The organism is Bacillus sp. FJAT-42315, assembly GCF_002797375.1.
Lineage (GTDB): Bacteria > Bacillota > Bacilli > Bacillales > Domibacillaceae > Bacillus_CE.
Genome location: NZ_KZ454941.1, coordinates 2627720 through 2651729 on the forward strand (window position 1 = coordinate 2627720; position 24010 = coordinate 2651729).

Sequence of the window (24010 nt, forward strand, 5' to 3'; positions counted from 1 at the left end):
ATGAAACTATGGTTTCAGCTATTTCATGAGCTGTTATGTATACATTACCCTCATTTTTCTTAAATAAACATATACAAACAGATGATTGAACCTATTTTATTCTGCTAATCCTTCGTTTTTCAATACATCATTAATCGTTTGTAAAGCATCTTGCTCATCGCTTCCTTCTGCACTAATCACGATTTTGGAATGTTGACCAATTCCAAGCGACATAACACCCATAATTGATTTTAAATTCACTTTCTTCCCTTTAAATTCTAGCGCAATTTCACTAGAAAATCTGCTAGCTGTTTGAACTAATAAAGTAGCTGGACGTGCATGAATGCCCGTTTCTGCTGTGACGGTAAATTGTTTCTCCACCATTTCTCATTTCACTCCTTTTTGTATAAAAAATAGATGTAGCATTACATTACAAGAAAAGCGTCCTATGTGCAATTAGTTAGAAAAATGATTATTGCCTTTTTATTGAGAATATGATAATCAAGTTAACTTCTCGCTTCCTCTAAATAATAATAGATGACAGAGCCTCCCCGTTGAGCAACACCTCGAAAATGCTTAAAGTCCTCTCTACTCACTAGTACATGTTGAAAGCTAAGGAACTGTTCTTTACTTATTTGAAAGTGCTCGATCTCGCCATTTTTTAATTGATCTAACATATTTGAAGCCTCTTCTATCGTCACCGTCGTCACCCCTTTCAGAATTTTAAATAAATTTATACATATCTCTTTACTCTTTTACAAAAATAAGGCAAACTGTGAAGTAATACTCTTGAATGATCGAATAATGACTATCGGTTTCATTCTACTAGGTAATTCTAAAAAGATTATGATCAAACGTCAAGAAACACACAAGGAATAACCTTTTCTATATTTATACGTGAAGGAGAGACAGAAAGATGACGAAAGCAGAAGTTGGTAATATCATTGAATTCAAAAATGGTCTACAAGGGATCGTTGAAAAAGTAAATGAAAATTCGGTGATCGTCGATTTAACGATTATGGATAATTTCGATGACTTAGAGCTAGAAGAGAAAACGGTCGTCAATCATAAAAATTACACCATTGTTAATTTTTCATAATATACAATCTACTAAAAAAGTCTGTCCCCCGGGGCAGACTTTTTTCTGTCAAAACTTATTCATTACAATTTAAGCCGCTTTTTGTTAAAATAATGGCTGTAGTAAAGAAAGGAGTTTGACACAATGACAGTTCTTAAAGATTGGCGGTTAGCTGTCAGCCTTGTACTAGCGCATATTTTGCTTTATATTACTTTTTCTGACCGTGATATATTTTGGTACATATATACAGCTGCAAACCTTTTTTTCATTAGTTTTGTAATCATAAATGAAAAAATTGATGATAAACAAAAGACAACTAGCTTTATTAAGTATGGTTTGTTATCAGGGCTTCTTCTGTATCTCTTATTTTGGATTGGACATTTGTTGCTCCCAATTCTCCCTTTTTCCCTAGAAAAACAAGTGACCTCTATGTATAAATGGTACTCTCCACAATTTTCTTGGCACTATATCGTGCTTTTATTAGTGTTTATTCCTGGAGAGGAATTATTTTGGCGAGGATTTATTCAGAAGCGTCTTTCCAACCATTTTAATGATTTAACAGCGATATTAGTGAGTGCGTCTTTGTATGCGTCCATCTTTATATATTCTGAAAAAATCGTATGGATGCTTGCCGCTTTAGTAGCTGGCTTGTTCTGGGGAGCTTTATACGCTTGGAAACGTAGCATCCCAACATTAATTATTTCTCATTTAGTGTTTGATTTATTGTTAATTATTTTCCTTCCACTTCATTAACAATAACTAAAAGCAGGCGTCTACCGTCTGCTTTTATTATTTTTTCCACAATAATAACAGAAAAACTAGACTGATCCATCCAAACAGCGGATATAGAAAAGCTAACAACGTACTATAGGAAATTTGACTAAGGAGCCATCCACTCGTAAAGATGCCCGCAAAAAGAACACTTGGCTCCCACTTCACCCTTCTCTCTAGCTGTTGCTTCAGTCCATAAGCATTTCCGACCACTGAAGTAAATATTTCCCCATAGATTAAGATCGCATATATATAATGAAAAGTCGGCATATATACCTCTATTACCTTTGCCATCGGAATTTCATATGAAGTGAAATCCTTTATTTGAACAAGGCTAATATGGCTGGCCATCAACAGTAGCATTAAAGCTACTCCTCCAAGAAAAGCGCCTCGTTTGATCATCCGCTTGTCTTTGATTTCATAAGCAAGTGGAACTAATACCGCTTGTGCTAGCGTTAAATTAAGAGCTGTATAAACAAAAGGGGCTGTCCACATTTTCCATGTCCAACCGTCATCTTTACCTACTAATAGGCTCTCAAAAAAAGAAGGACTAGCCACCGCTTCTGTTGCTAGTCGAAAATGAAATAACAGCATAAGTGGAACCACAAATACATTCACAGCTAACAACCCTTGTATCCCTCTCGTCATAATTAAAAATCCAACAAAAATCGTTAAAACAATGCCGACATTTGCTGGCCAGTGGAACCTTTCTTCAAATAAAGCACCAGCCCCTGAAAGCATTACCCCTAGAACGCCAACCAACATAATAAACTGTATAGCTGTCACAACTTTTCCTAACTTTTTCCCAAAAAGAAATTGATTAAATTCTTCAAAGGAAGAAGCCTTCCATTCAATAGCTGTGATCATCAATTTCGCTCCAAGAAAAGTAAATAACAATCCGCTAATGACAATACTAATTAATCCGTAAAAGCCAAATTGTGAAAAGAACTGCACAATTTCTTTACCGGTAGCAAAACCAGCCCCGATTACAGTCCCTACATAAACTGCTGCTACCTGGCAGGCACCGCTCCAAGTTCTCACTATGCATCCCTCACTTCTTCGCCGTTACTTCACCTTATGCTTGTCAATTAATATTAAGAAGAAAAAAGCAGAGATTCCAAACAAAACTCTTGAAAGTCAAAAAAGGTCAAAGTATAATACGGATATAAGGTCAAAGATAGTCAAAGTCAAAACTAAACAATAAAGGGGTTGAAATCAAATGTTATGTCAAAACTGTCAACAAAAAAGAGCGAATGTTCAATTACGAATGAATGTGAACGGTCAAGAGAAGCAGATGCTCTTATGCTCAACATGCTATCAAACAAATAAACAAGCCATTGGTCAGTCCTTTCATTCACAAGGATTTGGACACTTACCGATGGATGAGTTCTTTAAAGAATTTAGCACTCAAAAAGCAGCGCAAATGAACGTACCACCAAAAGAGACAAACAACAGCAACAACGGCTTTCTTGACCAATTCGGCCGAAACTTAACGAATATGGCCAGAGCCGGTATTATTGATCCAGTCATCGGGCGTGAGCAGGAAGTAAAACGAGTTATTGAAGTATTAAATCGCCGCAATAAAAATAACCCCGTTTTAATCGGGGAACCAGGGGTCGGAAAAACAGCGATCGCTGAAGGGCTTGCCCTTAAAATCGCAGAAGGCGACGTACCAGCTAAATTAAAAGGCAGAACAGTCTACTTGCTTGATGTTGCCTCACTCGTTGCCAATACAGGAGTTCGTGGTCAATTTGAAGAAAGAATGAAACAATTAATTACAGAACTGCAACATCATAAAAACATCATTCTTTTCATCGATGAAATCCATCTACTTGTCGGAGCTGGCTCTACAGAAGGTTCAATGGATGCAGGAAATATTTTAAAACCAGCACTAGCTCGCGGGGAACTTCAATTAATTGGAGCGACAACATTAAAAGAATACCGACAGATCGAAAAAGATGCGGCACTCGAACGCCGCTTCCAACCGGTACAAGTCAATGAACCATCTGTTGAAGAAGCGATCGATATTTTAACAGGGTTGCAAAAACGATACGAAGATTTCCATGAAGTCACTTTTACGAAAGAAGCGATTGAAGCGTGCATTGTTCTTTCTCACCGTTACATCCATGATCGATTCCTTCCGGATAAGGCGATTGATTTAATGGATGAAGCTGGATCAAAATTAAACTTAACGATTAACACGCAAGATACAGAAACGATCCAACAGCGACTAACAGAACTATCGAAAGAAAAAGAAGTGGCTCTACAAAAAGAAGAATACGAAAAAGCGGCGAAACTTCGCGATGAAGAAATGAAACTAGAAGAGCAATTGAATCAAACAGAAGGATCAACAGAACGACCTGTTGTGACCGTGGAAGAAATTCAACACTTGATCGAACAAAAAACAGGTATTCCTGTTGGGAAACTACAGCAAGATGAACAGCAGAAAATGCAACATTTAGAAGAAAATCTTGCAAAGAAAGTAATTGGCCAAGCAGAAGCTGTTCAAAAAGTAGCGAAAGCCATTCGTCGCAGTCGTGCCGGGTTAAAATCAAAAAAACGCCCGATTGGCTCCTTCCTATTTGTCGGGCCAACAGGTGTCGGCAAAACAGAATTGACAAAAACATTAGCAGAAGAATTATTCGGATCAAAAGACGCAATGGTTCGTCTTGATATGAGTGAGTACATGGAGAAGCATAGTGTATCGAAGTTAATTGGTTCTCCTCCAGGATATGTCGGTCACGAAGAAGCTGGACAATTAACAGAAAAAGTTCGCCGTAACCCATACAACATTATTTTGCTAGATGAAATCGAAAAAGCTCATCCTGATGTACAGCATATGTTTTTGCAAATTCTTGAAGATGGTCGCTTAACAGATAGTCAAGGAAGAACCGTCAGTTTTAAAGATACGGTCATCATTATGACAAGCAACGCTGGTGTGGCAAATAAATCAGTCACAGTTGGCTTTGAAAAGAATGCTGTTCCAAATGAAAACTCGATCTTAGATTCTTTAAGCAGTTTCTTTAAACCAGAGTTTCTAAACCGCTTTGACAACATCATTGAGTTTCAAGCGCTTGATAAAGATCACTTATTACAAATCGTTGACTTAATGCTTGCAGAATTAAATAACACCTTACAAGAACAACAAATGACACTGCAAGTCTCAGCTGCAGCGAAACAAAAGTTAAGTGAACTCGGCTACCATCCGGCATTCGGTGCTCGCCCATTACGCCGCGTCATTCAAGAACAATTAGAAGATCGCATCGCTGACTTTATTTTAGATCATCCAGAAGTGAAGCAGTTGCAAGCAGTGATGGAAGAAGAACAAATCAAAATCATAGCGTAATCTAAAAAAAGTGCCCAAGCTAGGGCACTTTTTGTTATTTTACTTTGTCGCTTCCTTCTTCTAACCATTTCTCAATTGGCTGTAACACAGAGACAATACATCCTTCTTCAAAAGGTGAGATTAAATTCGCTCTTGCAACGATGTCAGTAAAAGAGAGACTGCCTCCGATTTGACAAATCGCCACATAGTCCTTCCATGCCGCTTCTCGATCCTCATCCATTCGCTTCCAAAATTGAAGAGCACATACTTGCGCAAGCGTGTAGTCAATATAGTAAAAAGGCACATCGTATATATGGCCTTGACGTTGCCAAAAACCACCCGCTTCTAAATAAGGAATCCCATCATAATCGCGATGCGGCAAATATTCTTTCTCGATTTCTTTCCACACTTGCTTTCGTTCTGCAGGTGTAAGGGACGGTTGTTCATACACTCGATGCTGGAATTCGTCGACAGCTGCCCCATAAGGTAAAAATAAGATCGCTTCACTTAAATGAGCATACTTATACTTTTCCGTATCTTCTTTGAAAAACAGTTCCATCCACGGCCAAGTGAAAAACTCCATGCTCATCGAATGAATTTCGCATGCTTCATACGTTGGCCATAAGTATTCAGGTACAGAAAAGTCTCTACTACAATACACTTGAAAAGCATGTCCTGCTTCATGAGTCAATACATCAATATCTCCGGATGTACTGTTAAAATTGGCGAAAATAAATGGCGAGCGGTAATCATGCATATACGTACAATACCCACCACTAGCTTTCCCTTTTTTCGCTTCAAGGTCCATCAATTGACGATCGAGCATAAACTGAAAGAACTCCGCTGTTTCAGGTGATAGCTCTTCATACATTTTCTTACCATTTTTAATAATCCAATCAGCGTCCCCTTTTGGCTTAGCGTTCCCCGTCGTAAATCGATACGCCTCATCATAAAACTTTAAAGAGTCCACATCAATTCGCTTTTTCTGTTCATTTCTTAATTTTGTTGCTAACGGAACGATATGCTGTTTAATTTGCTCTCGATAGCCTTTGACCATCGAAGCATCATAATCAACTCGATTTAAACGATAATAGCCAAGTTCAGTGAAATTTTTAAATCCAAGCTTATGAGCAATTTCCGTTCTAACTTTCACTAATTGATCATACAGCTCGTCAAATTGTGCTTCATGCTCAGCAAAAAAAGCAAAGCGAGCTTCCACTGCCTGTTTACGGAGCGTGCGATCAGCGACTTCTGCATAAGGTTCTAGCTGGGCTAACGTAAGCGTTTCGCCATTAAACTCAATTTGGGCCGAAGCGACCAGTTGAGTATATTGCGAAGACAGCTTGTTTTCTTTCTCAAGCAAAGGAAGAATGTCTTTAGAAAAGGTTTTCACTTGCGCTTCCGCTGTTGCAAACAATTGCTTCCCTAACGCTTTTTCAAGTTCAGGACGATGGCTAGAAGCAAGCAACGCTCGGTTTAATTTAGACGAGATCTCTTCCATTCTCGGTGACATTTCATCCATATAAGCTTGTTCTTTTTGATAAAATTCATCTGTCGTATCAATCGTATAGCGAATGTAGCAAAGGTCTACCATCGTGCTCATACGATTTCTGATTTGATTGATTTTACTTAATAGGTCAATCTGTTCAGTCCCTGTCTGTGCTTCTGCAAAACGTTGAAGCAATTCATCTGTTTGAATCGCTGCTTCTTCAATACTTGGTCGTTCATAGACATACTCGGTAAACTTCATCGTTATCCTCTCTTTCTCACGATAGATCTTTAATCGACACTCCTAGCTTTCGGATTAAAGCAATCGCCATCTCTTTTTCTTCCTCTGATAATACGTTCATTAATTGATGAATATTCTCTTCATGCTGAGGGAAAATTTCGTCAATAAACTGTCTACCTTGATCTGTTATTTCCGCATGGATGACCCGGCGATCTTGCTCATTCGTTTTACGAGCAAGCAAGTTTTTCTTCTCTAGCTTATCCACCACATATGTAATACTACCGCTTGCCATTAAAATTTTATTGCCAATTTGCTGCAATGGCTGAGGGCCTTTATGATATAACAACTCTAACACAGCAAACTCTGTCGGGTTTAACCCTGACTCATAAATGTATTCATTCACTTGTTCGTTGATCACTTTCGTCGCCCTTGATAACACAATAAATAATTTCAAAGATTGCTTGCTTTTTTCATCATTCATACTTTCCCACTCATTTCTTTACTTACACGGAAGGAGTAATAACTGTCCAATTGTTATTCACTTCCGCTGTTATCGTTCCACGTTTACGAATATAGGCGGAAAGAAGCTCCGTCATATCGGTTTGTATTTCCTTTATAACCTTTTTCCCTTTAAACATCAAGTAATCCCCGCCCCCACCTGCACGGTAATTATTCATAACCACTGTGTATAATTGATCACTCTGAAGCGGTTTCCCACGATAGGTCGCCTCGGTTATTCGACTGCCTGGCGGACACGTGAGATCGATCGTGTATTCAATCCCTTCCCACATATCATAGTTATAGTGCTGTGGCTTCGGATATGAGAATTCTGCACTGACAGCTGGCTTATGATCAATGAGCGTAAAGTAAGAAGCTGAGCGCTCTAACGCCTGCTTCACTTCCTCCCCTGTTACTTCAATCACCGCCAACGAATTAGGATAAACATAGTTAGCCACAATATCTCTCATCGTAATGTTATGAGGTAAACCCGGTGAACCATTATGAAAAAGAGCCGTACTAGAAATGTCGACATTTGCCGCTTCCATCTGTACTTTATTAATTAATTCAATCATTGGATGTTCTGCCAATCTCGCTTGAAAAGGATCTTGAATGATCATATCTCCTTCTACTGTACCAAGCACTTCATCTAGCCACTTTTGCGTTCCTTGTTCATAAGATTCTATGAGGTCTACAAGTCGCTCATCAGTTTCTAAATCTGCCGCTAGTATCGTTTCAGGTGTCGCTTGTTGTAACTTATATTGATCATTATCTTTCACAAATTCCGCTGTTATTTGACCAATCGCTGCCCCATTATATCCCGGTTGAACAATCGCTACCCCATTGACCATTTGCTGTTCTTGACGATGCTGATGCCCTGTGAGCAACACATCGATTCCTTCTACCTCCGTGCACAGACGATACGCTTGATTCTCTCCTTTTTCAACTGGTTCAATGCTTTCACCAGTAGCTAAATCCACTTCAAATCCACCATGGTAGGAAACGATCATAATATCTGGTTTTTCTGTTTCTCGAATATGCTTAACCCATTTAGACGTTGCCGTAACCGCATCTTCAAACAATAGTCCTTCAATATACGCCGGCTTTTCCCAATTGGGGATATAGTGAGTCGTTACGCCAAGAACCGCCGCTTTTATTCCTGATGAAAAGGTTTTAATGATATACGGTTCACCAAAAAATGGATCACTCGTCTCGCGATTTAAAATATTACAGCTTAAAAAAGGAAACGTAGCATCATCCGCTGCTTTTATTAAAATATCCAACCCATAATTAAATTCATGGTTGCCTAAAACAGTAGCATCATATTGTAAATGGTTCATTCCTACAATCATCGGATGCATCTCTTGTCTCAACATATGAAAATAATAGCTAGCTAAAGGAGTGCCTTGTATGAAATCTCCATTATCAATGACTAATACATGTTCATGCTCCTTTTTTACTTTTTTAAGATAAGAAGCCAGTTTAGATAATCCAATGTCAGCCTGTGTGTTTGAGCTATACTGAATAGGAAGCATCGCTCCATGCAAGTCGCTTGTTTCTAAAATAATCAATTTCACATCAGCCATTTAACCCCTTCTCTCTATTTGTTTTTCTTCCTTAATTAAACCATCATTTCATGTAAAATTTCACCTATCTACAACTTATTTCGGGAAATGACAGTTTTTTTGTTATAATATAAAAGAATGACTCTTTTAAAGGACGAAAATCAATGAAAAAACATGGAAGATTTATATATATATTTGTCGTGATTCTCCCCTCTATTTTAGCGATTATCGGCTTTTATGATTTCCTTTCTAATCGAGCCGGTCAACAGCACAACAAAGAGCTAGAATGGATCGCCAGCTTGCATAAAAACCAAATGGATCAATTCATTAGTGAAACAACAGTAAGTTTAGATATACTAGCTGTTAGCATTGAAGAAGATCTGAACAATTTAGATAAAGTACAAAACATATTAAAAAAAATGGCTAATCAAGATCCTCGTTATGGAGGCATTTATTTACTTGATTTCGAGGGGAATTTATTTGTTGGAACAAATGATTATTTAAAGCAATACAATTTAAGAGATAAACAATATATTAAAGAAGTACTATTAACAAAAGATACTGCTGTGTCCGAGGAAGTTGAAACTCTTTCAAATAATCAGGCGGTTATTGCTGTTGCTACACCTGTTTTAAAAAATGAACAAGTAGAAGCTATTATCGTCTCTCATATTCGCCTAGATTATATGAAAAATATTATGAAAGTACTGACACCAGAGCATTCAATTTTCTTTGAAAATGCTAAGCAAATCCCTGTATTCTCTGTTAACGAAAGACCTGAAGCTTCAAAAAATGAACTTTCTCTTAAGTATCCACTTTCTCAGCTCCCTTGGAATTTAGTGATTACAACGGACGAACAAAAAAACAATAACTTTGTCGGATATACATTCCTATTCGCAGTTGTCTTTATTGTCATATTACACATTATTTATTTATTCATTAAATATATGATGCTCAAACGACAAACTAATCTCGAAAGAATGCAACAGGAAACGCAAAAGCTAGAATTAATCGGAACATTAGCAGCTAGTACAGCTCACGAAATCAGAAATCCATTAACTGGTATTAAAGGGCTTGTTCAATTGTTAAATGAGAAATATAATGACCAGGAAGATGAATTTTATTTTTCGGTCATTAACAAAGAAGTGGCACGTATTAATCAAATCGTTAGTGAGCTCTTAATACTAGGAAAACCAACTGCTCAAAAAATTAGCATAGTAGATATGAAGGATATTATTTCTGACTTAAACCCATTAATTTATTCAGAAGCTAATTTGTACTCTGTTGACTATAAATTCACTTTGCCCGAACAAGAAATTTGGGTAAAAGTCAATATCGACCAAATGAAACAAGTCATTTTGAATTTAACAAAAAATGCCTTCGAAGCGATGAATAACCGTGGCGAGCTACGATTAACGATATTAAAAAGAGAAAATAGTTGCCAGTTATCAGTCACGGACAATGGGCCGGGAATTGAAAAAGAAAAACACGATCAATTATTTAAACCTTTCTTCACCTCCAAAGAAGATGGAACGGGCCTTGGACTGGTCGTTTGTAAACGAATCATCGACTCCTTTGATGGAACGATTGAAATCGAAAGTGAATTTGGTTTTGGTACAACCGTCACCATTTCCATTCCACTGCAAACGCCTGCTAACGAATGATCAAAGGGTGTCTCAAGCCATTCGGCTTCCGAGACACCCCTTTTTTTATAAAGTGAAACTTCAATCAGTGAGGCCTTACTGCCCGTTAATGCGAGATAAAACCCCTTCTATTTTCAACAACTCTCGTTTTTTGTCAATTTCCTTTCCGGCATAACCTGTTAATGACTGATTTTTTCCGATCACTCGATGACACGGAATGATAATGGGAACAGGATTCGCTCTATTAGCTTGTCCGACAGCACGAACCGCTTTTTTATTGCCGATTTGCTCAGCAATCTCACTATAAGATCTCGTTTCGCCAATAGGAATATGTCGTAAAGCTTCCCAAACAGACTGTTGAAAGTCTGTTCCCTTTATATCCACTGGTAGCTCGAAGCTCGTGCGATTTTGTTGGAAATACTCTTCCAATTGATGAACCGCCTCCACTAACAATGAGTCGCTCGGCTGAAAGACAATCGCCTCTTCTTCCTCTAGTATTGAAAACCGTATGGCACAAATCCCCTTGTCATTCCTCACAATCGATAAGGGGCCAATCGGGCTCTCCATATGTGTAAATAATTTTTCCATGCTCCGCACCTCTTTCTCAGATTGTATTAGCAGACAAAATAAAAATCATGTATAATGCAAGGATGTGTTTATAATCCATTTTCAAAAGGTGATGCATAATGTCTAAAAGAGATTATTACTTCGACAATGCAAAATTTATTTTAATTTTCTTTGTCGTTTTTGGTCATTTTCTTCGCTCGTATATTAGTGACAATTCACTCATTTTTGCTTTATACGCCAGCATTTATTTGTTTCATATGCCTGCATTTGTATTAGTCTCTGGTTTTTTTGCGAAAAGCTTTTATAAACAAGGCTATGTTAAAAAAATAGCTCAAAAGATTTTATTGCCCTTTTTGACCTTTCAAGTTATTTATTCTATCTTTTATTTTTATTTGTATGAAACTCGTTCATTTGAGATCGATTTATTGATTCCGCATTGGTCTTTATGGTTTTTGCTTAGCTTATTCTTTTGGAACATTTTACTGCTAATCTTTGTGAAATGGCTCAAGCTGTCAGCTCCTATCCTACTTATCTTGACCTTTGTCACTGGAATCACTGTTAATTGCCTGAATGATCACTTAGATGTCCTCAGCTTTGGACGTACCTTTGTATTTTTTCCATTTTTCTTAGTCGGCTATTATTTGAAAAAGGAGCATTTCCAATTACTATCAAACAACATCGTGAAAATAGCTTTACTCACAAGTGCGATAGTGATCTTTTTTAGTGCTTATACGCATCCAGATTTTGATTTTAATTGGTTTTTCGGATCTATTTCTTACGCTGACCTTGAAGTGACAAACGGAGAAGGAGTGATCATTCGAACCATTCTTTATGTATTAAACTTTATCATGATCGCTGCTTTCTTTGCTTTTGTACCGAAGAAAAAATTCTTTTTCACCGCTTGGGGGAAAAATACGCTTTATGTCTATTTACTACATGGCTTCATTATAAAAAGCTTTCGCGATAGCGACTTTCAAGATGGGACAGAATCAATTATTTTATTATTAACAGTTTCTCTACTGTTAACAATGTTGTTATCGTCATCTATTATTACAACTATCACCGAGCCTATTATTGAAGCAAGATGGTCCAAGTTTAAAAAGATCTTTCGCGATAAATATGATTCGCAAAAAATTTCAGAAAAGCAATAAGGAGAGTATTCAATGAAAGTAGTCATAAGTACATTAAATGCAAAATACATTCATACGAACTTAGCGATTCGTTGTTTAAAAGCATTTGCTGAACCCGATTATAAGGTAGAGCTTGCTGAATACACGATTAAAGACCCTGTCATTAATATTGTAACAGATCTTTATAAAAAGCAGCCGGATATTTTAGGCTTTAGCTGCTACATTTGGAATATTGAAGAGACGATTAAAGTCGTTGAAATGATGAAGAAAGTGTTGCCTGACACGATCATCATTTTAGGCGGCCCAGAAGTGAGCTATGATGTGCCATATTGGCTCGAACGCATCCCTCAAGCAGATTTTATTGTGATCGGAGAGGGCGAAGAAACATTTAAACAGCTGCTTGATGAAATGAGCGGAGATAAAGATTGGAGTAACGTACACGGCATCGGCTACCGGAAAGATCACAAGCCGAACATTAACCCACAACGTAATAAACTAGACTTACGCGAGCTTCCATCCCCTTTTCGTTTTGAGGAGGATCGAGAGCAATTATCGAAGCGCGTGACTTATATTGAAACGAGCCGCGGCTGCCCGTTCCGCTGTCAATTTTGCTTATCCTCTATTGAAGTAGGAGTTCGTTATTTCAACCGTGAAAAAATTAAAGACGATATTCGCTATTTAATGGCTCACGGAGCAAAAACAATTAAATTTGTCGATCGGACCTTTAATATTAGTCGTAGCTATGCGATGGAAATGTTCCAATTTCTTATTGATGAGCACCTTCCCGGAACCGTGTTTCAATTTGAAATTACAGCGGATATTATGCGCCCGGAAGTCATTCAATTTTTAAATGACAATGCACCAGCGGGACTATTCCGCTTTGAGATTGGTGTTCAATCGACAAATGATGCCACCAATGAGCTCGTCATGCGTAAACAAAATTGGTCTAAGTTAACAAGAACTGTCACGATGGTGAAAGAAGGAGGAAAAATTGATCAGCATCTCGACTTAATCGCTGGTCTTCCGGAAGAAGATTACTCTTCCTTCCGCCAAACATTTAATGATGTGTTTGCATTAAGACCTGAGGAACTACAGCTTGGATTTTTGAAGATGCTACGTGGCACTGGTTTACGTCTACGAGCACAGGAGCATGATTACGTTTATATGGATCATTCCCCTTATGAAATCTTACACAATAATGTTCTGTCATTTGCTGACATGGTGAAAATTAAACAAGTAGAAGATGTGCTTGAGAAATATTGGAATGACCACCGAATGGATGAAACAGTTGAATACTTAGTTACTAATACGTTCGACACACCTTTTGACTTTTTTCAATCTTTCGGTGCTTATTGGGAGCAACAAGGATGGGAACGTATCGGTCATCAATTAGAGAACTTATTTGAACGACTAGTACAGTTTTTAACTGCCTCAAACGTCGCAAACATCGGTGATATTCAAAGCTTAATGAAATATGATTATTTAGTGAATCAACGATACAAGCCGAGAAAACCTTGGTGGATACCGACACTCGATAAAAAAGAGCGGTCACTTTTGTACCAAGAAATTTTACAAGCGCCTGAACGTCTCGGTCACGACTTTGTTGCCCTTGGCCTAACGGAAAAAGAGTTATACAAACATACAGTCATTGAAGACTTAACGATGATTCATCAAAATGGGCAGTGGGTAAAACAAAATAATCATTTACTCGTTTATTTTGAACCTGCTAGCGGTCAACCACATGCCTTTTTCATAGATCGTCATTCATAATTTAAAGGGTGTGATTCCGAAAATTCGGCATCACACCCTTTTGTAAAACTAACTATTCTCTTAATGAGATTCCTCTGTTTGTTCAGTTACTGGGCCTTTCTTTTTAGCAAATAAGTAACCTCCCAATGCAATCCCTATTAACACAATCCAAAAGGTTAGCTTCCATCCAGTAGATTCTGGGAAATGCTCGTCAAGAATCTGAATTTTAGGATGAGCTAAAGTAAAGACAGCTAGCTTCACACCTACCCAACCAACAATTAAGAAAGCAGCTGTTTCCAGTGAAGGGTAACTTTGCAATATGCGAACGAACCAAGTAGCGGCAAATCGCATAATGACAACTCCGACAAATCCGCCGAGGAACATGACAATAAATTGACCGCCATCAATTCCACCGATTTGGAATGTGCCAATTGGCTGTAACGTTAGAGCTAAAGCAACCGCCGCAAGCATTGAGTCAATCGCAAATGCAATGTCTGCGATTTCTACTTTCAACACAGTCATCCAGAAAGAAGAGCCTTTTGCTTCCTTAATTTCATGACTTTCTATACCATTTTTATGCTTCCAATTTTTATATAGATGATTAATGGCAATGAACAGTAAGTAAATAGCTCCAATTGCTTGAACTTGCCAAATATTCACTAAGAACGAAATAAGGAATAAAGAAGCAAGACGGAAAATAAATGCACCTAACAATCCGTAAAACAGCGCCTTTTTCTGCTCTTTTTTCGGTAAATGTTTTACCATAACTGCCATAACAATCGCATTATCAGCGGCTAAAATCCCTTCTAGAGCGACTAGAACAAGCAACACCCAGCCATATTCGAGTAACAATGCTGCATCCATAAATGTAATCTCCTCCAATAGTGTGTTGGTTTAAATACTAAACAACAAAAAGCGAGACCTTTGCCCAAAAAGGCAAAGGTCTCGCTGAGCATGATCTTCCATCATGCCAACAAAGCCGATGGATAATAATCCATGAAATGACGACTTTGTTCTAGGTAGCTAACTACCTAACGGCTACTCCCCTTTGACTAACGTCAACGAAGGTTCAGTTGTTTGTACATCTATTATAAAAAAAACAAATAGGATTGTAAACCATTTATTCACTTATTTACATTCATTCGTCTCGTTTCCCGATCAAAGAAACTGTAGACGACAGGAATAACAAACAAAGTTAAAAACGTACTAGAAATCAATCCACCAATAACAGCAATCCCCATTGGCTGATTAATTTCAGTTCCTCCACCGATTCCCATCGCCAGTGGAACTAGTCCAAGAATAGTTGTTAATGCTGTCATTAAAATTGGACGCGCTCGGTCTTTAACAGCAGAGACAATTGCTTCATAGCTATTCGCTTCTTTCTCTTTTCGCTGAATAATATAATCGACAATGACAATCGCATTATTGACGACAATTCCAGCTAATATGAGAACGCCAATAACAGCCGGAATACTAAGAGGTGTTCTCGTCACTGTTAAGGCAATCGACACGCCAACCACCATTAACGGTACGGTAAACATAATCACAAACGGATATTTAAATGACTCATATTGTGCAGCCATGACGATATAAATTAATACGATCGCCAATAACAGGGCCATAACCATATCATCAATGGAACTTTCTAACAAATCGCGATCTCCACTGAACGTAATTTTGGTTTCATCTGATAAATCAAGTTCCGCAATTTTTTCGTCGACTTTTTTAGAGATGGCACCAAGGTTTGTATCAGATGTATACATTGCTGTAAACTGTACAGCTTCTTGCTGGTTAATCCTCTGAATACTAACCGGCCCTTGTTGAATTTGAATATCAGCAAGCTCTTGCAGCTTCATGAAATTTCCTGAAGGTGTTTTCACTAATAAGTTTTTCAAGTTATCTATATTTTTCGTGACCGTTTGATCGTATTGAACCTTTACCATTTGCACTTCATCATTTTTGTTAATGATTTGTGTCGCGATCACTCCTCGAGTCGCATCATTAACAATCGCAGCAATTTGAGCAGGGGCAAGCCCAGCCTCTAGCGCTTTCTCGCGATTGATCGTGATTTGAATTTCTTTGACCGTTTCCTCTCGATTCGTCGTTATCTCGGTAATTTCATCAATGTCCTTGACAGCTGCCTCGATCTTTTGAACCGCCTGATCTAACCGCTCCTTACTCATATCTCGAACATTAAAGGTGAGTGTTTGTGGACTTGTTCCAGAAGCAGACTGTAAGTTAAAAGTAACCTCCGCTGTTTGATTAACGTTTTCTGCTGCTGTAATGACATCTTTCTTAATATCATCTACAAAGGCAAAAACAGATCGATCTCTTTTCTCAAGTGGAGCTAATTTGACATAAAGTTCAGCTACATTCGTTGAACCTGTTCCTCGGAAAGAATCTTCTTGAGTCGACCCAATGAGACTAACAAACACATCGACATCCTTTTGTTTCTCTAGTTCTTTCTCAATCGCTTCCATGACACGATTCGTTTCTTGTAAAGATGTCCCGTTTTCAAGCTCCACTCGCATGTTGAAGAATCCTTCATCTGTCGGCGGAAGAAATTGTGACCCGACTGTCGTTAACCCAAAGGCTCCGCCAATCAACAACACGAATGAAATTGCCAATACGAGAAAGCGATGATTCAAGGACCAACGAATGGCTTTTTCGAAACGTGACATCACTGGTGTTTGTTCTTTTTGTTCGTTTGTTTCAGGTGCCTTTAACCAGCGGCTGGCCATCATTGGAATCACCGTTAATGCGACCACTAATGAGGCGAGTAAACTAAAGGAAATTGTTAAAGCAAACTCTTTAAAGATTTGTCCAAGAATACCGGATATAAAAACAACCGGTAGAAAAACGGCGACTGTCGTTAATGTGGAAGCTGTAATCGCTCCACCTACTTCTTTCGCTCCGTCACGAGCCGCTTGCTTGGAGTCTTTCCCCATCGATAAATGTCGGTAAATGTTTTCGATGACGACGATCGCATTATCGACAAGCATTCCAATACCGAGAGCCAGTGCTCCAAGCGTCATAATATTTAAGTCAAAGTCAGCAAAATACATTAATACAAAGGTCACAATGACCGAATAGGGAATCGCCACACCGATAATTAGTGGACTTTTGACATTTCGCAGAAAGACAAATAAGACAAGCATCGCAAACACGCCACCAAGAAGAAGTGAATTTCCAATATTCCCGATGGAGAGGCGAATATAATCTCCCTGATCGAATAGGACGTCTGCTTCAATATTTTTGTAGCGGTCTTCCTTTAGAAGTTCGTTTAATTTTTTTTGAAATTGTGTAGATACTTCTGCCGTGTTGGCATCTGCTTGTTGCAAGACGCTTAGTAGGATAGCGGGATTTTGATTCGCTCTTGTAATCGTTCCTGTATCTTTTTCTTTTAATTTAACGCTAGCTACATCACCCACTGTAATTTCTTCGCCATCAAGCGGATTAACAGTTAACACTAATTGCTTAATCTCATCTATACTCGTTAATTGACTCACAACTCTTGTCGTTAACGACATTCCATTGGATTCAACCGTATCGCCTGGAAGAGAAATATTGTTCGCTTGGATAAGCTGCACAACATCCGATTGAGCTAAATTGTATTCTTCAAGTTTTTCTTCGTTTAACTCGATCTTTACTTCTTTGTCTAAAGAGCCCGTCACACTTACGTTAGCTACTCCTTCTACAGTTGTTAAATCCTTTTCTAGTTCCGACGCTAACTTCTCTAAATTCCCCTGATTATCCGTAGATTGAAGCGAGAGCTGAATAATGGGAAATTGGGATGGATCGAATTTAAAGAATTGTGGTTTGCTCGCTTCATCCGGAATCGGTGTGCGATCAATTCGTTGCAATACATCCGATTGAATATCATCAATTTTTGTACTCCAGGAAAATTCGAGTAATAGTAAGTTCGACCCTTCTCTCGTCGTCGACGTAATATTATTAATCCCTGGAAGTGTCGATAAACTTTCTTCTAATGGCTTTGTTACCTTCTCCACCACTTCTGTCGGACTCGCCCCTTCGTAGGAAGTGACAACCACCGCAATGGGGGGATTAATGTCCGGTATAAGCTTTAGTGGAATTTTTAATAGAGACACAACACCTAAAATGATCACTAAAAACATGATCACTGTAGTAAAAACCGGTCTCTTGATAGAAAAATTACTAATTTTCAAAAAAATTCTCCTTTCCAAACATGTTCGATCTTACCCTTATCTTTCTAACTATAATGCACACGTTTACAACGTACAACTTTAATCGCTTTCATATTTTCACCCGATGAATTATTTAATAAACTAAAAGGAGACTAACATTTAAATTTGTTAATCTCCTTTTTTATCCTTATTTATTTTTCGTTAATGTCCATCCTGTCACTCCGAATAGAATAGTTAACATCGGACTTAATAAACAAAAGAAAGCAAACGGTAAATAATCAAGAGTAGGAACGCCTAGCATTTTTGTAATAAACACTCCACATACACTCCATGGAACGAGCGGATTGATGACTGTCCCTGCATCTTCAAGTGTTCGTGATAAATTTTTCTTCGCAAGTCCTACTTTTTCGAATTGCCGTCCAAATGCTTCTCCTGTTAGTAAGATGGATAAATATTGCTCCCCAATAATAAAGTTCACGCCAATCGCAGAAGTAGCTGCAGCCGTGATTGTGCTCCATGCTTTTTGTAAACGATGCTCAATCGCTTCAAATAAGCGCGGAATAATGCCAAGTGAAAATAATAAACCTCCTAGGCTCAACGAAAGCAAAACGAGAGAAACAGTAAACATCATGCTTTCCATACCGCCTCTTGATAATAAAGCATCTACTTCCGCATTTCCTGTCTCCGCTACATAGCCAGAAAAAATCACTTGAAAGACATCAGCGATTGTATGATCTGAATGAATAAATGATAACGCAATCCCCAATATAGAACTTAATGCTAATGTAATAAAAGGAGATACTCTTTTAATAGAGAGGATGAATAATAGAACCACCGGCAACCACGAATACCAATGAACTAGATTCATCTCTAGTAACATAGCCTTTATCGCTTGGATTTTCGGAAAATCCGCTCCAGTCATTTCCGGTGAAACCCCCGCGAATAATAGAACGGTAATGAAGAAAGCTGGAATCGTTGTCCACGCCATATTACGAATATGTTCAAATAAATCAATACCGACAATCGATGCCGCTAAATTTGTCGTATCTGACAAAGGAGACATCTTATCGCCAAAAAAGGCACCAGACACGACTGCCCCGGCCGTAATCGCAACCGATGCATCCATCGCTTGACTCACACCAATAAAAGCTACTCCGAGCGTTGCCACTGTCGTTAAAGAACTACCAATACCCAAACCAACGATCGCCGTAACAAGAAAGACGACACTATAAAAGAATTTAGGCGTCACTAGTCCAAATGCTGCGTGAATCATCGTCGGAATGGTTCCAGACAAAATCCAACTGCTCACTAAAACACCAATAAAGAAAAAGATAAAAACTGCACCCATTCCGCTTTTCGCCCCATCTAGCATGCCGGCTTCAAGCTTTTTGAATGGAATTTTTTTGAACACTCCAAAAGCTAGCAATAATAAGATCGAAATAAGAATAGGGATATGTGGGACAGATCCCAATTTAATAATCGACAAACTGATGACTGTAATGATCATCCCAATTAATACAAATGCTTGCATTAACGTAGGCTTCATTAATGACTCCACTTTAAACATTTTGTACACCTCTGATGTATGCAATTACTTTTTTGCTTGAACGCTTTTCTGCATTGAAGCATATAACCTTCATTATTATCTAATTGAACACTGGTGTCAATCAATTATTCCATATAACTAAAAAAACCAGCTAGAAAACTCATTTTCTAGCTGGTTTTGATCTATTTACTCCATAATGTTATACAGTTTTAAGTTTTCATTCTTATCACTGAACCAACGTAAAGCAAATTCATTTTCAAACAGGAAGACAAGACGGTCATAACGATCCCTTACAAGCAAGCTCCGAGAATTAGATAAGCTCTCTTTTACATCTTGTTCATTTTCGATCCAACGAGCAATTTTTGACCCCATCGGCTCCATGATCACTTCTGAGTTATATTCGTTCTTCATTCGATGCTCAAACACTTCAAATTGAAGCTGACCTACCGCACCTAAAATATAGTTTTCTGTGTGCAGCGTTTTATAAAGCTGAATAGCTCCTTCTTGTACTAACTGCTGAATCCCTTTATGAAAACTTTTTTGTTTCATCACGTTTTTAGCTGATACTTTCATAAACAGCTCCGGTGTAAATTGTGGGAGCTTTTCATATTGAAAGAATGGTTTTTCTCCGACTAATGTATCACCAATTTGATAAGTTCCTGTATCATATAAACCGATAATATCCCCACTTACTGCTTCGTTAACGGTACTACGATCATCCGCTAAAAATTGAGTCGACTGTGACACTTTAGATGATTTTCCCGTTCTTGTTAATGTCACGCTCATACCGCGTTCGAACTTTCCTGAACAAATTCGAAAGAAAGCAATACGGTCACGATGAGCCGGGTTCATATTCGCTTGAATTTTAAAGATAAAGCCAGAAAACTGTTCACTAACCGGATCAATTTCGCCTTTATCAGAATTACGAGGCTGTGGCGGTGGAGCAAACTGCAAATATGTTTCTAAAAATGTTTGGACACCAAAGTTTGTTAACGCGCTACCAAAAAATACCGGTGTTAGCGTTCCATTAGCAATTCGTTCTTCTGAAAATTCATTACCTGCTTCTGCAAGAAGCATAATTTCTTCTAACGTTTGATCATATAAAGAGGATTTCTTTATGTCATGATCAACGGCTAATTCTCCGTCTTCATTCAAGGGAAGGAAACGATCTTCCTCATTTTCCACACGAAACTGTTCAATTCGTTGATTAAAGCGATCGTAAATACCGAAGAACTCTTTCCCCATTCCAATCGGCCAGTTCATCGGATACGACTCAATACCTAACACTTCTTCAAGCTCAGCTAGAAGTTCGAGCGGCAATTTTGCTTGTCGATCCAATTTGTTAATAAAGGTAAAAATAGGAATCCCTCTCATGCGACATACTTTAAATAATTTAATCGTTTGCGCTTCGATTCCTTTCGCTGCATCCACAATCATGACCGCACTATCTACTGCCATTAATGTTCGATACGTATCTTCACTGAAATCCTGATGCCCAGGTGTATCCAAAATATTGACTCGATAATCATCATATTGAAACTGCATAACAGAAGAAGTAACAGAAATCCCCCGTTGCTTTTCAATATCCATCCAGTCAGATGTCGCATATTTCCCTGTTTTCTTTCCTTTTACTGTCCCCGCATCACGAATGGCGCCTCCAAACAGTAATAATTTCTCTGTTAATGTCGTTTTCCCCGCATCTGGATGGGAAATAATCGCAAATGTTCTCCTAGAGAGAACTTCTTCTTTTAATGAAGCCATGTAGTAGCCAAATCCTTTCAAAGTTAAAATCCGTCAATTGCCATGAAAAAAATATAGCGAAAAATGTGGGAAATGTCTATTACATTTCGCACGTCCACTGATAAATTCGGTGAGCTAACCCTACAGCAGGCTCCTCTTCTAATCCCGTTTTCATTAATGAAGTAGACATTTCGGTTACAAAACTTTCCCCGCTCTCTTCATACGTGAAAGAAATAGACCACTGCTGTGCTGGAACAGCCACGACAAAGGTCTCTTCTTTTTTATTTTCGTATATATATACTTTAATTTCTTTTTCATGTAACAATGTTTTTCTTATTTTCATGTTTATGCTCCTTCATTTAAGACAAATAATAATAGAGTCCTGTTTCTTCCTGTTAAATTTTTCTGTGAAAAACGGACTATTTTATTATTGTATATCTTTTTATCTCATTATAAACTATACACCTGTGTGTCAAAAAGTGAAATATAGAGGTGAGTTAATTGACGTATATTTGGGGTCTATTTGGGATTTTAGTCGTTCTTGGAATAGGCTATATTTTTTCTACAAATAGAAAAATGATTAAATGGAGAACCGTGCTTGGTGGACTAGCTATTCAGCTTTTGTTCGCTTTTATCGTTTTAAAATGGGATTGGGGTCAAGCGAGAATGCACGACTTCACCATGCTAGTCAATGCCATTATTGACTATTCGCGAGCAGGAATTGACTTTTTATTTGGTGGGTTATATACAAAGGAATCAAACATCACCTTTGTATTTGCTTTAAACGTATTACCCGTCGTCATTTTCTTTTCTGCTTTAATTTCCGTTCTATATTACTTAGGAATTATGCAGTTTTTCATCAAGATTATTGGTGGAGCACTCGCTAAATTACTAAGTACGCGAAAAGCAGAATCCATCTCAGCTGCAGCTAATATTTTTGTCGGACAAACAGAAGCACCACTTGTGATCAAGCCTTATATTAATAAAATGACGGAATCGGAGTTATTTGCGGTCATGACAGGTGGATTAGCTTCTGTCGCTGGCTCTGTTCTTATCGGTTATTCATTATTAGGCGTGCCTCTAGAATATTTGCTAGCTGCTAGCTTCATGGCTGCTCCAGCTGGACTTGTCATGGCTAAGCTATTTGTTCCTGAAACGAACACAGAGCCTGAGCCGAAAGAGTTTGAAATGGAAGTGGATTCTGATTCTACAAATGTGATTGATGCGGCAGCTAAAGGAGCCGGTGTTGGGTTGCAACTAGCGTTAAACATCGGTGCAATGCTTCTGGCTTTTATCGCATTAGTAGCTATGATTAATGGGATTTTCGGCTTCATCGGCGGACTCATTGGCATAGAGAATTTATCGCTTGAGCTTCTGCTCGGCTATATCTTTTCTCCGCTTGCTTTTGCTATCGGGGTACCGTGGGACGAAGCGATTCAAGCAGGAAATTACATCGGTCAAAAGATTGTCATTAACGAATTTGTTGCCTATTCGAATTTCGCCCCTGAAATTCCGAATTTATCTGAGAAAACAGCCGCAATTTTAAGCTTTGCTCTTTGCGGATTTGCTAACATTTCATCGATGGCCATCTTACTCGGTGGTCTTGGAAATCTAGCACCAAGTCGCCGGTCAGATATTGCCCGCTTAGGAATTAAATCCGTTCTTGCTGGTGCTCTTGCATCTTTATTAAGCGCAGCGATCGCTGGGATGTTAATTTAAAAAGAGCGAAAAAACACTAGGAAAACAAATTTTCTGGTGTTTTTTCATTTTGTACGAATGATTCAGCAGAACCATAAAAAAATATTGCTGTTTACATACTATATAGATCATTAGTGAAGAATAATATTTGTTCTTTTAGAAAAGGATATCATCAGGAGGTGTTATCATTGGCTAAAATCGGTGTCGAACTTACTCTTCAAAATGTGAAACAAGCGCTACAGGAAAAAGGTCATCAAGTCGTCGATTTAAAAAATGAATCCGACATACAGCAATGTGATTGTTGTGTCATTACAGGTTTAGATGCGAACTTAATGGGTATTCAAGAAGCACTGACAAAGAGATCCATTATTGAAGCAAGCGGCAGGAGTGCGGAAGAGGTATGCCAAGAAGTAGAGAGTAGAATTTAATATCGGTTTCATCAGCCGTCCGCACATGATTTATAAGTATGCGGTCGGCTTTGACCATACAAAAAATCGTTAAACTTAGTTAATAATTAACGGTGTATATAAGCGAGTAAAGGAATAAATAAATTATAAGGAGGAATAAAAAGTGGGCTTCATTATGTATTTAATTGTCGGTGGACTCATTGGCTGGTTCGCTGGAGTTATTCTTGGTAAAGATATTCCAGGTGGGATTATCGGTAATATTGTTGCCGGGATTATCGGGGCTTGGGTTGGTGGTAAGCTGTTTGGAACTATGGGACCAACGATGGCAGGAATTGCAATTATTCCTGCTTTAATTGGCTCTGTTATTTTAGTACTTATTGCGAGCTTCCTTTTAAGTCGAATGAAGCAGACTTCATAAGTGA

At 38.2% G+C, this 24010-nt stretch carries 21 protein-coding genes and 1 riboswitch; of the genes, 9 read left to right on the top strand and 12 right to left on the bottom strand.

Going from position 1 to position 24010, the window contains the following annotated elements; translation table 11 throughout:
- Positions 1 to 96: 96 nt before the first annotated feature.
- Positions 97 to 363, bottom strand: coding sequence for a phosphocarrier protein HPr (locus CEF22_RS12870; RefSeq protein ID WP_100403177.1), 267 nt, complete (start codon positions 361 to 363; stop codon positions 97 to 99).
- A gap of 122 nt (positions 364 to 485) precedes the next feature.
- Positions 486 to 656 carry a hypothetical protein gene (locus tag CEF22_RS12875; RefSeq protein WP_095479799.1) on the bottom strand — a complete coding sequence of 57 codons (171 nt, stop codon included), beginning with the start codon at positions 654 to 656 and terminating at the stop codon, positions 486 to 488.
- A 239-nt stretch (positions 657 to 895) separates the two neighbouring features.
- Here CEF22_RS12875 and CEF22_RS12880 point away from each other — a divergent pair, with 239 nt between their 5' ends.
- Positions 896 to 1078, top strand: a complete 183-nt coding sequence (locus CEF22_RS12880; RefSeq protein WP_094834870.1) for a YkvS family protein — start codon at positions 896 to 898, stop codon at positions 1076 to 1078.
- Positions 1079 to 1201: 123 nt separating this feature from the next.
- The gene (locus tag CEF22_RS12885) at positions 1202 to 1810 is read left to right on the top strand and encodes a CPBP family intramembrane glutamic endopeptidase (RefSeq protein WP_095479743.1); all 609 of its coding nucleotides are present in this window, start codon (positions 1202 to 1204) and stop codon (positions 1808 to 1810) included.
- Positions 1811 to 1846: 36 nt separating this feature from the next.
- Here the strand turns inward: CEF22_RS12885 and CEF22_RS12890 are convergent, their stop codons facing one another.
- Complete coding sequence (locus CEF22_RS12890) at positions 1847 to 2869, bottom strand: YkvI family membrane protein (RefSeq protein ID WP_100403179.1); 1023 nt, start codon at positions 2867 to 2869, stop codon at positions 1847 to 1849.
- Positions 2870 to 3047: 178 nt separating this feature from the next.
- Between CEF22_RS12890 and CEF22_RS12895 the strand changes: the two genes are divergently transcribed.
- Positions 3048 to 5174: an ATP-dependent Clp protease ATP-binding subunit gene (locus CEF22_RS12895; protein ID WP_100403180.1), complete on the top strand. Its 2127-nt coding sequence runs from the start codon at positions 3048 to 3050 to the stop codon at positions 5172 to 5174.
- Positions 5175 to 5208: 34 nt separating this feature from the next.
- Here CEF22_RS12895 and CEF22_RS12900 read toward each other — a convergent pair whose 3' ends face one another.
- The 3 genes from CEF22_RS12900 to CEF22_RS12910 are packed head-to-tail and all read right to left on the bottom strand — an operon-like array spanning position 5209 to position 8966.
- Positions 5209 to 6903, bottom strand: coding sequence for a M3 family oligoendopeptidase (locus tag CEF22_RS12900; RefSeq protein ID WP_100403181.1), 1695 nt, complete (start codon positions 6901 to 6903; stop codon positions 5209 to 5211).
- 16 nt (positions 6904 to 6919) lie between these two features.
- Positions 6920 to 7363: a MarR family winged helix-turn-helix transcriptional regulator gene (locus CEF22_RS12905; protein WP_100403182.1), complete on the bottom strand. Its 444-nt coding sequence runs from the start codon at positions 7361 to 7363 to the stop codon at positions 6920 to 6922.
- 22 nt (positions 7364 to 7385) lie between these two features.
- On the bottom strand, positions 7386 to 8966 hold the full coding sequence (locus CEF22_RS12910; RefSeq protein WP_100403183.1) for a bifunctional metallophosphatase/5'-nucleotidase: 1581 nt from the start codon (positions 8964 to 8966) through the stop codon (positions 7386 to 7388).
- A 143-nt stretch (positions 8967 to 9109) separates the two neighbouring features.
- On the opposite strand from CEF22_RS12910, the gene CEF22_RS12915 reads away from it, so the two are divergent.
- Positions 9110 to 10606 (top strand): PAS domain-containing sensor histidine kinase, encoded by a 1497-nt coding sequence (locus CEF22_RS12915; protein ID WP_100403184.1) that lies wholly within the window; start codon positions 9110 to 9112, stop codon positions 10604 to 10606.
- Positions 10607 to 10681: 75 nt separating this feature from the next.
- Here the strand turns inward: CEF22_RS12915 and CEF22_RS12920 are convergent, their stop codons facing one another.
- On the bottom strand, positions 10682 to 11173 hold the full coding sequence (locus CEF22_RS12920; protein WP_100403185.1) for a methylated-DNA--[protein]-cysteine S-methyltransferase: 492 nt from the start codon (positions 11171 to 11173) through the stop codon (positions 10682 to 10684).
- Positions 11174 to 11271: 98 nt separating this feature from the next.
- Between CEF22_RS12920 and CEF22_RS12925 the strand changes: the two genes are divergently transcribed.
- Both CEF22_RS12925 and CEF22_RS12930 read left to right on the top strand, forming a co-directional pair.
- Positions 11272 to 12303, top strand: a complete 1032-nt coding sequence (locus CEF22_RS12925) for an acyltransferase family protein (protein ID WP_100403186.1) — start codon at positions 11272 to 11274, stop codon at positions 12301 to 12303.
- Positions 12304 to 12315: 12 nt separating this feature from the next.
- Positions 12316 to 14052 carry a B12-binding domain-containing radical SAM protein gene (locus CEF22_RS12930; RefSeq protein ID WP_100403187.1) on the top strand — a complete coding sequence of 579 codons (1737 nt, stop codon included), beginning with the start codon at positions 12316 to 12318 and terminating at the stop codon, positions 14050 to 14052.
- A 60-nt stretch (positions 14053 to 14112) separates the two neighbouring features.
- Here CEF22_RS12930 and CEF22_RS12935 read toward each other — a convergent pair whose 3' ends face one another.
- From CEF22_RS12935 to CEF22_RS12955, 5 genes are all read right to left on the bottom strand, one after another.
- The gene (locus CEF22_RS12935) at positions 14113 to 14895 is read right to left on the bottom strand and encodes a TerC family protein (protein ID WP_100403188.1); all 783 of its coding nucleotides are present in this window, start codon (positions 14893 to 14895) and stop codon (positions 14113 to 14115) included.
- Positions 14896 to 14981: 86 nt separating this feature from the next.
- Positions 14982 to 15090: riboswitch (yybP-ykoY riboswitch) on the bottom strand.
- Between the two features lie 65 nt (positions 15091 to 15155).
- Positions 15156 to 18218, bottom strand: coding sequence for an efflux RND transporter permease subunit (locus tag CEF22_RS12940; RefSeq protein ID WP_100403189.1), 3063 nt, complete (start codon positions 18216 to 18218; stop codon positions 15156 to 15158).
- 166 nt (positions 18219 to 18384) lie between these two features.
- On the bottom strand, positions 18385 to 19764 hold the full coding sequence (nhaC, locus tag CEF22_RS12945; RefSeq protein WP_100403190.1) for a Na+/H+ antiporter NhaC: 1380 nt from the start codon (positions 19762 to 19764) through the stop codon (positions 18385 to 18387).
- 165 nt (positions 19765 to 19929) lie between these two features.
- On the bottom strand, positions 19930 to 21504 hold the full coding sequence (locus CEF22_RS12950) for a peptide chain release factor 3 (RefSeq protein ID WP_100403191.1): 1575 nt from the start codon (positions 21502 to 21504) through the stop codon (positions 19930 to 19932).
- 79 nt (positions 21505 to 21583) lie between these two features.
- Complete coding sequence (locus CEF22_RS12955) at positions 21584 to 21826, bottom strand: YueH family protein (protein WP_100403192.1); 243 nt, start codon at positions 21824 to 21826, stop codon at positions 21584 to 21586.
- 158 nt (positions 21827 to 21984) lie between these two features.
- On the opposite strand from CEF22_RS12955, the gene CEF22_RS12960 reads away from it, so the two are divergent.
- The 3 genes from CEF22_RS12960 (at position 21985) to CEF22_RS12970 (ending at position 24006) form a co-directional block, all read left to right on the top strand.
- Complete coding sequence (locus CEF22_RS12960) at positions 21985 to 23202, top strand: NupC/NupG family nucleoside CNT transporter (protein ID WP_100403193.1); 1218 nt, start codon at positions 21985 to 21987, stop codon at positions 23200 to 23202.
- Between the two features lie 167 nt (positions 23203 to 23369).
- The gene (locus CEF22_RS12965; RefSeq protein WP_094834853.1) at positions 23370 to 23609 is read left to right on the top strand and encodes a YkuS family protein; all 240 of its coding nucleotides are present in this window, start codon (positions 23370 to 23372) and stop codon (positions 23607 to 23609) included.
- A 142-nt stretch (positions 23610 to 23751) separates the two neighbouring features.
- Positions 23752 to 24006, top strand: a complete 255-nt coding sequence (locus CEF22_RS12970) for a GlsB/YeaQ/YmgE family stress response membrane protein (RefSeq protein WP_100403194.1) — start codon at positions 23752 to 23754, stop codon at positions 24004 to 24006.
- The last annotated feature ends 4 nt before the right edge of the window (positions 24007 to 24010 follow it).

Coding starts and splice junctions, on each gene's coding strand:
- CEF22_RS12870 (WP_100403177.1), bottom strand. CDS start 363: ATGGTGGAGAAACAATTTACCGTCACAGCAGAAACGGGCATTCATGCA.
- CEF22_RS12875 (WP_095479799.1), bottom strand. CDS start 656: ATGTTAGATCAATTAAAAAATGGCGAGATCGAGCACTTTCAAATAAGT.
- CEF22_RS12880 (WP_094834870.1), top strand. CDS start 896: ATGACGAAAGCAGAAGTTGGTAATATCATTGAATTCAAAAATGGTCTA.
- CEF22_RS12885 (WP_095479743.1), top strand. CDS start 1,202: ATGACAGTTCTTAAAGATTGGCGGTTAGCTGTCAGCCTTGTACTAGCG.
- CEF22_RS12895 (WP_100403180.1), top strand. CDS start 3,048: ATGTTATGTCAAAACTGTCAACAAAAAAGAGCGAATGTTCAATTACGA.
- CEF22_RS12900 (WP_100403181.1), bottom strand. CDS start 6,903: ATGAAGTTTACCGAGTATGTCTATGAACGACCAAGTATTGAAGAAGCA.
- CEF22_RS12905 (WP_100403182.1), bottom strand. CDS start 7,363: ATGAATGATGAAAAAAGCAAGCAATCTTTGAAATTATTTATTGTGTTA.
- CEF22_RS12910 (WP_100403183.1), bottom strand. CDS start 8,966: ATGGCTGATGTGAAATTGATTATTTTAGAAACAAGCGACTTGCATGGA.
- CEF22_RS12915 (WP_100403184.1), top strand. CDS start 9,110: ATGAAAAAACATGGAAGATTTATATATATATTTGTCGTGATTCTCCCC.
- CEF22_RS12920 (WP_100403185.1), bottom strand. CDS start 11,173: ATGGAAAAATTATTTACACATATGGAGAGCCCGATTGGCCCCTTATCG.
- CEF22_RS12925 (WP_100403186.1), top strand. CDS start 11,272: ATGTCTAAAAGAGATTATTACTTCGACAATGCAAAATTTATTTTAATT.
- CEF22_RS12930 (WP_100403187.1), top strand. CDS start 12,316: ATGAAAGTAGTCATAAGTACATTAAATGCAAAATACATTCATACGAAC.
- CEF22_RS12935 (WP_100403188.1), bottom strand. CDS start 14,895: ATGGATGCAGCATTGTTACTCGAATATGGCTGGGTGTTGCTTGTTCTA.
- nhaC (WP_100403190.1), bottom strand. CDS start 19,764: ATGTTTAAAGTGGAGTCATTAATGAAGCCTACGTTAATGCAAGCATTT.
- CEF22_RS12950 (WP_100403191.1), bottom strand. CDS start 21,504: ATGGCTTCATTAAAAGAAGAAGTTCTCTCTAGGAGAACATTTGCGATT.
- CEF22_RS12955 (WP_100403192.1), bottom strand. CDS start 21,826: ATGAAAATAAGAAAAACATTGTTACATGAAAAAGAAATTAAAGTATAT.